This is a genomic window from Streptomyces sp. NPDC002104, assembly GCF_053593795.1.
This window is the reverse complement of the sequence record NZ_JBSFDF010000107.1, coordinates 1-7,834: the sequence shown is the minus strand read 5'-3', so window position 1 is coordinate 7,834 and position 7,834 is coordinate 1. Positions and strand designations below refer to the sequence as shown.

Genomic DNA, 7,834 nt, shown 5'->3' with positions numbered 1-7,834 from the left:
CGCCCTGGAGCCCTTCTACGACTCCTACGCCGCCTGCATCGCCATGGCCGGGGCCGTCCGGGTTCCGCTGACCCTGCGCGCTCCCGGAGCGGGGTGTCAGGCGACCGGAGCCCCGTGCGCCCAGGAGGCGTGGCCGGTGCCCGGCGCGGCCTTCGCCGCCCGCCGCCGGGCCACCAGCGCGGCGACGCCGAGCCCGCCGCCGGTGAGGAAGAGGGGGATGCCCAGGACGCTCACCGTCGCCGCGGCCACCAGTGCCGCCGGCGTGGGGACGGGGACCCCCCGCACGGCCGAGACCGGCAGCGTTCCGTGGTTCCCGTCGCGGGTCCTCAGGTGCGAGTCGAACGAGTTCGTGCGGTTGTCCCCCATCACGAAGATCCGGCCCTCGGGCACCGTGACGTCGAAGGGCGCCACCGCGGGCACCGCCGGGTGCTTGAGGTACGGCTCGGCGAGCGGCTCTCCGTTCAGCTTCAGTGCCGCATCGCCCGCGGACCAGGAGACGCGGTCACCACCGACGGCGACGACCCGCTCGAGGACGTCCCCGCCGACTCCCCAGGCGGGAGGCGGCATGAGGAGCACGGGGTCCCCGCGCCGTATTCGCGCCGGCCCCGCCCGTTCGATCCACACCGTGTCCCCGCGGTCGTAGGCCGGTGCCATCGATTCCGAGGAGATCGACCGCTTGCTGTAGGCGTCGCCCCCGAGCCCGACGGCCACGACCGTTCCCCCCACGAGGAACACGGAGCCGAGCACGATCAGGACCACCGCCCAGATCCCCCTCCGCCGCCCCGGCCTGCGCCGATCCCCTTGCATGGTCCCGTCCCCTCTCCCCACACCACCGTGTCCGGACCGGGAAGCGTACGCACAGCCCTCGGGCCCCGCACCACCGAGGTGGGGTACGGGGCCCGAGGGCTCGTGCGAGGGGGTGCGCGGTTACTGGATCTCGCGCAGCACGTCCAGGATCGCGGCCTTGCCGGGCGCGGCCTGCAGCCGCTCGCGGAAGCCGGTGTCCATGAGCTTGCGCGACAGCAGGGCCAGGATCCGCAGGTGCTCGTCGCCGGCCGCGGCCTCCGGTACGGAGATCATGAAGACCAGCCTGGCCTTCGTCCCGTCCAGCGCGCCCCACTCGATGCCCTCGTCGGACCGGGCGAAGCCCACCGTCGGGCGGCTCACCGCGTCCGTCTTGGCGTGCGGGATGGCGATGGACTCGCCGAGGCCGGTCGTGCCCTGCGCCTCCCGGGCCAGCGCGACCCGTACGAGCTCGTCCACGTCCGTGACGTTGCCGGTGGTGGCCAGCATCTCCGCCATCTCGCGGATCGCCGCCTCCTTGGAGCCGGAGGACAGCTCCGTCTTCACGGTCTGCTCGGTGAGGTAGCCGGACAGCACCTCCGGGGTCCCGCCCGAGGCCACCGGAGCCGCGGCCGCGGGCTGGGCCCGTACGGCCGTCCCGGCGCCGGCGCCGGCACCCGCGGCTGCGGCTGTGGCCGTCATGGTGCCCGTACCGCCACCGGAGCCCACGGGGGCGCCCGCGCCGACCAGGACCGGCTCGGGCGACAGGCCCGCGGACCCGCCGTCCGTCACGCCCTCCCGGCGCAGCTTGAACTCGATCAGCGCGTTCGTGGCCAGCGCGGTCACGACCGCACCGGCGGCGATGGCCACGAAGAACATCGCGACGCCGCTGATCGCACCGAACAGGGAGACGATCGGACCGCCGTGCGGCACGGAGTCCTGGACCCCGGCCACACCGGCGATCGCACCGGCCACCGCGCCACCGAGCATGTTCGCGGGGATGACCTGGGCGGGCCGGGCCGCGGCGAAGGGGATCGCTCCCTCGGAGATGCCGAAGAAGCCCATGAACAGGGCGGCGAGGCCGGTTTCCTTCTCCTCGTCGCTGTAGAGCTTGCGGCGCAGCAGCGTGGCCAGGCCCTGGCCGAGCGGCATGACGGGGATGGCCGCGGCGGCCATGCCCATGACGTGGTTGTTGGTGCCGATCAGGCCGACGGCGACGAGGAAGGCGGTCTTGTTCACCGGACCGCCCATGTCGAAGGCGATCATCAGGCCGATGATGGTGCCCAGCACGATCGCGCTGGAGCCGGTCATCCCGTTCAGCCAGCTGGTCAGGTGCGTGAACACCCAGGAGATCGGCTGGCCGATCACATAGATGTAGAACAGGCCCAGGGCCACGGTCGACACGATCGGGATCACGATGATCGGCATGATCGGCTGGATGACCTTGGGGACCTTGACCTTCTTGATCCACATGACCAGATAGCCCGCGATGAAGCCGGTCGCGATGGCGCCCAGGAAGCCGGCGTTCGCATCGGCCCCGTAGATGTGCACGGCGTCCGCGGCGAGGAAGCCGCCGATCATGCCGGGTACGAGGGCGGGCCGGTCTCCCAGCGCGTAGGCGATGTAGCCGGAGAAGATCGGCAGCATCAGCGAGAAGCCGGTCACGCCGAGCTTGTTGACGTAGAACCAGAAGGTCCCGTCGGGGATGACCAGACCGCCCTTGGCGTCCGCGTGCCCGCCGAGCGACAGGGAAACGGCCAGCAGCAGACCGCCCACGACCACGAACGGGATCATGTGGGAGACGCCGTTCATCAGCGCCTTGTAGGCCTGACTGCGCTGGTGGCCACCGCCGCCGCCGGCGCCGCCACCCGCCGCCGCGGCCGTGCCGGACTGCACCGGAGCGCTCTGCGCGCGCTGGATCAGCTCCTCCGGCTTGTGGATGCCGTCCGCGACGCCCGTGGACAGGACCCGCTTGCCGGCGAACCGGTCGAGATCGACCTCCTTGTCGGCGGCGATGATCACGGCGTCCGCTTCCCTGACATCGTTGTCAGAGAGCACGTTCTCGGCCCCGATCGAGCCTTGGGTCTCCACCTTGATCGAGACGCCGAGGCGGTCGCCGGCCTGCTGGAGCTTCTCCGCGGCCATGTACGTGTGCGCGATACCGGTGGGGCACGCGGTAACGGCGACGATCTTCACGGGCTTGCGCCCGCTCGCGTCCCCGCCTTCGGGAGGGCCTGCCGGACTGGTCACTGGAATCTCCTCACGACACATGCGTTGTCCTGCCGGGATCGCGTACAACCCGACCCAACGGCATCCTCGTCCATGTAAGGGCTTGATCAAAAGTCCGAAAGGCCCCTAATTCTCCGCCGGAGGCCCCGAACACGGTCCGAGACTGGCCCACCACTGTCTCAAGTCGCCTGGGCCGCGCTCCGCCGATCGGTGTAGCTTGGTCATCAGTGTCAGGCGTCGCTGCTGATGGCGGTCGGGCGGTCTTCGGACCGGCCGAGGGGAGAGAGGACCCCCGACGGACTGAGCGCCACGTGTGTCGTCCTGACGACGGTGCACTGCTCAGCCGTACCCACCTCTCCACCTCACGAGGAGCAGCACCCACATGACTGCCGCTTTCACCGACTTCAAGGTCGCGGACCTCTCCCTCGCCGTCTTCGGGCGCAAGGAGATCACCCTTGCCGAGCACGAGATGCCCGGCCTCATGTCGATCCGCCGGGAGTACGCGGCCGCCCAGCCGCTCGCCGGCGCCCGCGTCACCGGCTCCCTGCACATGACCGTGCAGACCGCCGTCCTCATCGAGACCCTCGTCGCCCTCGGCGCCGACGTCCGCTGGGCCTCCTGCAACATCTTCTCCACCCAGGACCACGCGGCCGCCGCCATCGCGGTGGGCCCGAACGGCACCCCGGAGAACCCGCAGGGCGTCCCCGTCTTCGCCTGGAAGGGCGAGACGCTGGAAGAGTACTGGTGGTGCACGGAGCAGGCGCTGACCTGGCCGAACACCCCCACCGGCGGCCCGAACATGATCCTCGACGACGGTGGCGACGCCACCCTCCTCGTCCACAAGGGCGTCGAGTTCGAGAAGGCCGGCTCCGCCCCGGACCCGTCGACGGCGGACTCCGAGGAGTACGCCAACATCCTCACCCTCCTCAACCGCACCCTGGGCGAGAACCCGCAGAAGTGGACGCAGCTCGCGTCCGAGATCCGCGGCGTCACCGAGGAGACCACCACCGGTGTCCACCGCCTCTACGAGATGATGGCCGAGGGCACCCTGCTCTTCCCGGCGATCAACGTGAACGACGCCGTCACCAAGTCGAAGTTCGACAACAAGTACGGCTGCCGCCACTCGCTGATCGACGGCATCAACCGCGCCACCGATGTCCTCATCGGCGGCAAGACGGCCGTGGTGTTCGGCTACGGCGACGTCGGCAAGGGCTGCGCCGAGTCCCTGCGCGGCCAGGGCGCCCGCGTCATCGTCACCGAGATCGACCCGATCTGCGCCCTGCAGGCGGCGATGGACGGCTACCAGGTCGCGACGCTGGACGACGTGGTCGAGACGGCCGACATCTTCATCACGACCACCGGCAACAAGGACATCATCATGGCCGCCGACATGGCCAAGATGAAGCACCAGGCCATCGTGGGCAACATCGGCCACTTCGACAACGAGATCGACATGGCCGGTCTCGCGAAGATCGACGGCATCGTCAAGGACGAGGTCAAGCCCCAGGTCCACACCTGGAAGTTCCCCGACGGCAAGGTCCTCATCGTCCTGTCCGAGGGCCGTCTGCTGAACCTGGGCAACGCCACCGGTCACCCGTCCTTCGTGATGTCGAACTCCTTCGCGGACCAGACCCTGGCCCAGATCGAGCTCTTCACCAAGCCGGCCGAGTACCCCACCGACGTCTACGTGCTCCCCAAGCACCTCGACGAGAAGGTGGCCCGCCTGCACCTCGCCGCCCTCGGCGTACGTCTCACCACCCTGCGCCCGGAGCAGGCCGCGTACATCGGCGTGGACGTCGCGGGCCCGTACAAGCCCGACCACTACCGCTACTGATCCCCGCGGATCAGCGGCACCCACGCGTCAGGTCAGGCCCCCGGCATCCGTGCCGGGGGCCTGCCCCGTACCCGCCCGCACCCCAGGAACACCCAGAAAGACGCCCATGCCCCGAGGCCGCTACGCGCTGCACGACCCGCACGACCACACCGCCCTCGGCGAGGAGCACTTCCACTGCGCCCCGGGCCCCTCCGGCTGGCGCTACGTCTCCCAGCTCACCGCACCCGACGGCGCGCACCGCGGCTCCGTCGACCTGGCCGTCGACGAACTGGGCCGCCCCATCCGCCTGGAGGTCAACGCCTCCAGCTGGCAGGTCCGCGGCGCCGCCATCGACGGGATCACCTGGGTGCGCACCGATCCCGCCGGAGCCGAAGCCACCGAGGGCAACGTCCCCGGAGCCGCCGGCTTCACCGGCACCTCCCCGGCCTTCCTCGTCGCCACGGCCCGGCTGCTGCGCCTGGCCCCCGGCGGCCCGGCCACCCGCGTCCGCCTCGTCGCCCTGACCGACCCCGTCCTGGCGGCCCGTACGACCGACCAGGCCTGGGCCCTGCTGCACCGCGCCGAGCACCCCACGGACAGCGGCCCGCTCCTGGTCGACGAGTACCGGGTCACCGCCCTGGACACCGGCGAGGTGCACACGGTCCACATCGCCGGGGACGTGGTCCTCTCGGCCCCCGGCATCGAACTCGAACACCTGGAGACCCCGCCGTCGGCCTTCCCCGACGCCCCGTCCGACTAGGCGGGCGGCGCGAACCCGGTCGCCCTCGGCGGCTCCACGGATTCAGGTACGGGTACGGGCGCCACCGGAGCCACGGGAACGCCGACGGGCGCCGCCACGGCCGGCATCACCACGGGCGCGGGCTGCCCGTACGGAACGGGAGCGGCCCCGGGCGCGGGCCGCTGCGGCCGGAAGGCCCGCGCGGCGTCCCGCGACTGCCGCTCGTGCACCACGGCCATCAGGAACGCGGCGGCGGGCACCCCGACCGGCGGCGGAGCCCCCGTACGCGCCACCAGATCGTCCGCGAGCCGTGCCGCCATCGAGGCGCTCACCTGCGGGTCCAGCTGGTTCATCCGCGTCAGGTACTGCCGGATCGCCAGCCACAGCCCGTCGGGCACCGCGGACAGGTCCAGCCCGCCGAACCGCCCGGCCAGCCACGGAGGCGGCGGGGGCACCGGCATCACCCGCGCCCCCGGCACCCGCTCCCGGACGACCAGCGTTCCCGCGAACACGTCCCCGAGCCGCCGGCCCCGCTCGGAGAACAGCGAGGCGACGCACGCCACGGACCCGAAGGTCAGCAGCAGCTCGAAGACCCCGAAGGCCCCGCGCACCAGCGCGTGCCGGAAGCGGATCGGCCCGCCGTCGTCCCGGACCACGCGCAGCCCGCACGCGAGCTTGCCCAGCGAGCGTCCGTGGCTCAGGGTCTCCACCGCGATCGGTACGCCGACCAGGACGAGGACGAACGAGGCCACAGACACGGCCGCCCGGGCCGCACCGTCCATCGAAGCGGTGGCCAGCACGAGCCCGATGGAGATGAGCAGGTATCCGGCGACGTACACGAGGAGGTCGAGCAGGATCGCCAGCGCCCGGCTCGGCAGCCTCGCCGCCCGCAGGCCCAGGACGACCGCGTCCCCCGTCACCAGATCGCTCACCGATGCACACACCCCTTCACCTTCACGTGACCTGCCCCGCCCCATCGGCCTCCAGTCTGCCAAGCTGACGAAGCAAGCAGGAGGAAAACCGGCAGGCACCAGGGGCAGGGGAGCACCAACCACATGGATCTCGACGTCTTCGTTGCGGCCCACCAGGCCGAGTGGGCCCGCCTGGAGCAGCTCCTGGGCCGGGGCCGGCGCCTCACGGGAGCCGAGGCCGACGAGCTCGTCGCGCTCTACCAGCGCACGGCCACCCACCTCTCCCTCGTCCAGTCCAGCACCCCCGACCCGATGCTCACGGGCCGCCTGACCCAGCTCGTCGCCCGCGCCCGCGCCACCGTGACGGGCACCCGCAGGTCCGGCTGGCGCGACGCGGCCCGCTTCTTCACGTCGGGCTTCCCGGCGGCCGTCTACCTCAGCCGCCGCTGGTGGATACCCACGGCCCTGATCTCCACCGCCGTCGGCGTGCTCGTCGGCTGGTGGATAGCCACCCATCCGGAGATCCAGAGCGCGATCGGGGCTCCGGAGGACCTGAAGGCGCTGACGAAGCCGGGCGGCGGGTACGAGACGTACTACTCCAGCCACCCCGCGGCCTCCTTCGCGGCCCAGGTCTGGACGAACAACGCGCAGGCGGCCGCGGTCTGCCTGGTCCTGGGCGGCTTCCTGGGCCTGCCGGTCCTGTACATCCTGTGGCAGAACATGCTCAACCTGGGCGTCGGCATCGGCCTGATGTCCTCGGCCGACCGCCTCGACGTCTTCCTCGGCCTGATCCTCCCGCACGGCCTGCTCGAACTGACCGCCGTCTTCGTGGCCGCCGGTACGGGCCTGCGCCTGGGCTGGACGGTCATCGACCCCGGCCACCGCACCCGCCGCGTGGCCCTGGCCGAACAGGGCCGCGCCGCCCTCGGCATGGCCATCGGCCTGGCGGCGGTGCTCTTCCTCTCGGGCCTGATCGAAGGCTTCGTCACCCCCTCCGGCCTGCCCACGTGGGCCCGCATCGGCATCGGCGTGGCTGCGGAGGCGGCCTTCCTGCTCTACGTCTACGTCCTGGGCGGCCGAGCGGCCCGAGCGGGCGACACGGGCGACGTGGAACGGGCGGACCGGACGGCGACGCTCCCCACCGCGGCCTGATGTGCGTACGAGCATGCTGAGCTGCTAGTCTCCTCGTCGTCCCGCAAACACCGTTGACACGGTGGCTGTGGGGAGGTAGATTCGAACGGTTGCCTCGAACTGGACAAGTTCGGCAGCGATGGTTTAAAGTCTTTCTCGCCCCCCAGGAATTGAATTCCAAGCGGGCACACCCCCCTCTCGATTCAGGAATCCGAAGCCGGTTAATCC

At 71.3% G+C, this 7,834-nt stretch carries 6 protein-coding genes; 3 read left to right on the top strand and 3 right to left on the bottom strand.

All coding sequences use genetic code 11. From position 1 onward, the window contains the following. Positions 1-96: 96 nt before the first annotated feature. On the bottom strand, positions 97-759 hold the full coding sequence (lepB, locus tag ACWCP2_RS38000; RefSeq protein WP_450913100.1) for a signal peptidase I: 663 nt from the start codon (positions 757-759) through the stop codon (positions 97-99). A gap of 168 nt (positions 760-927) precedes the next feature. After that, complete coding sequence (locus tag ACWCP2_RS37995; protein ID WP_450913099.1) at positions 928-3,033, bottom strand: fructose-specific PTS transporter subunit EIIC; 2,106 nt, start codon at positions 3,031-3,033, stop codon at positions 928-930. 361 nt (positions 3,034-3,394) lie between these two features. Here ACWCP2_RS37995 and ahcY point away from each other — a divergent pair, with 361 nt between their 5' ends. Further along, positions 3,395-4,846 carry an adenosylhomocysteinase gene (gene ahcY, locus ACWCP2_RS37990; protein ID WP_450913098.1) on the top strand — a complete coding sequence of 484 codons (1,452 nt, stop codon included), beginning with the start codon at positions 3,395-3,397 and terminating at the stop codon, positions 4,844-4,846. Between the two features lie 106 nt (positions 4,847-4,952). Next, a complete protein-coding gene (locus tag ACWCP2_RS37985) occupies positions 4,953-5,585 on the top strand; it encodes a hypothetical protein (RefSeq protein WP_450913097.1) in 633 nt (210 codons plus the stop codon). On the opposite strand, the gene ACWCP2_RS37980 is transcribed toward ACWCP2_RS37985, so the two are convergent. After that, complete coding sequence (locus ACWCP2_RS37980; RefSeq protein WP_450913096.1) at positions 5,582-6,496, bottom strand: RDD family protein; 915 nt, start codon at positions 6,494-6,496, stop codon at positions 5,582-5,584. The genes ACWCP2_RS37985 and ACWCP2_RS37980 overlap by 4 nt on opposite strands. Positions 6,497-6,619: 123 nt before the next feature. Between ACWCP2_RS37980 and ACWCP2_RS37975 the strand changes: the two genes are divergently transcribed. Further along, complete coding sequence (locus ACWCP2_RS37975) at positions 6,620-7,627, top strand: stage II sporulation protein M (RefSeq protein ID WP_450913095.1); 1,008 nt, start codon at positions 6,620-6,622, stop codon at positions 7,625-7,627. Positions 7,628-7,834 lie beyond the last annotated feature (207 nt).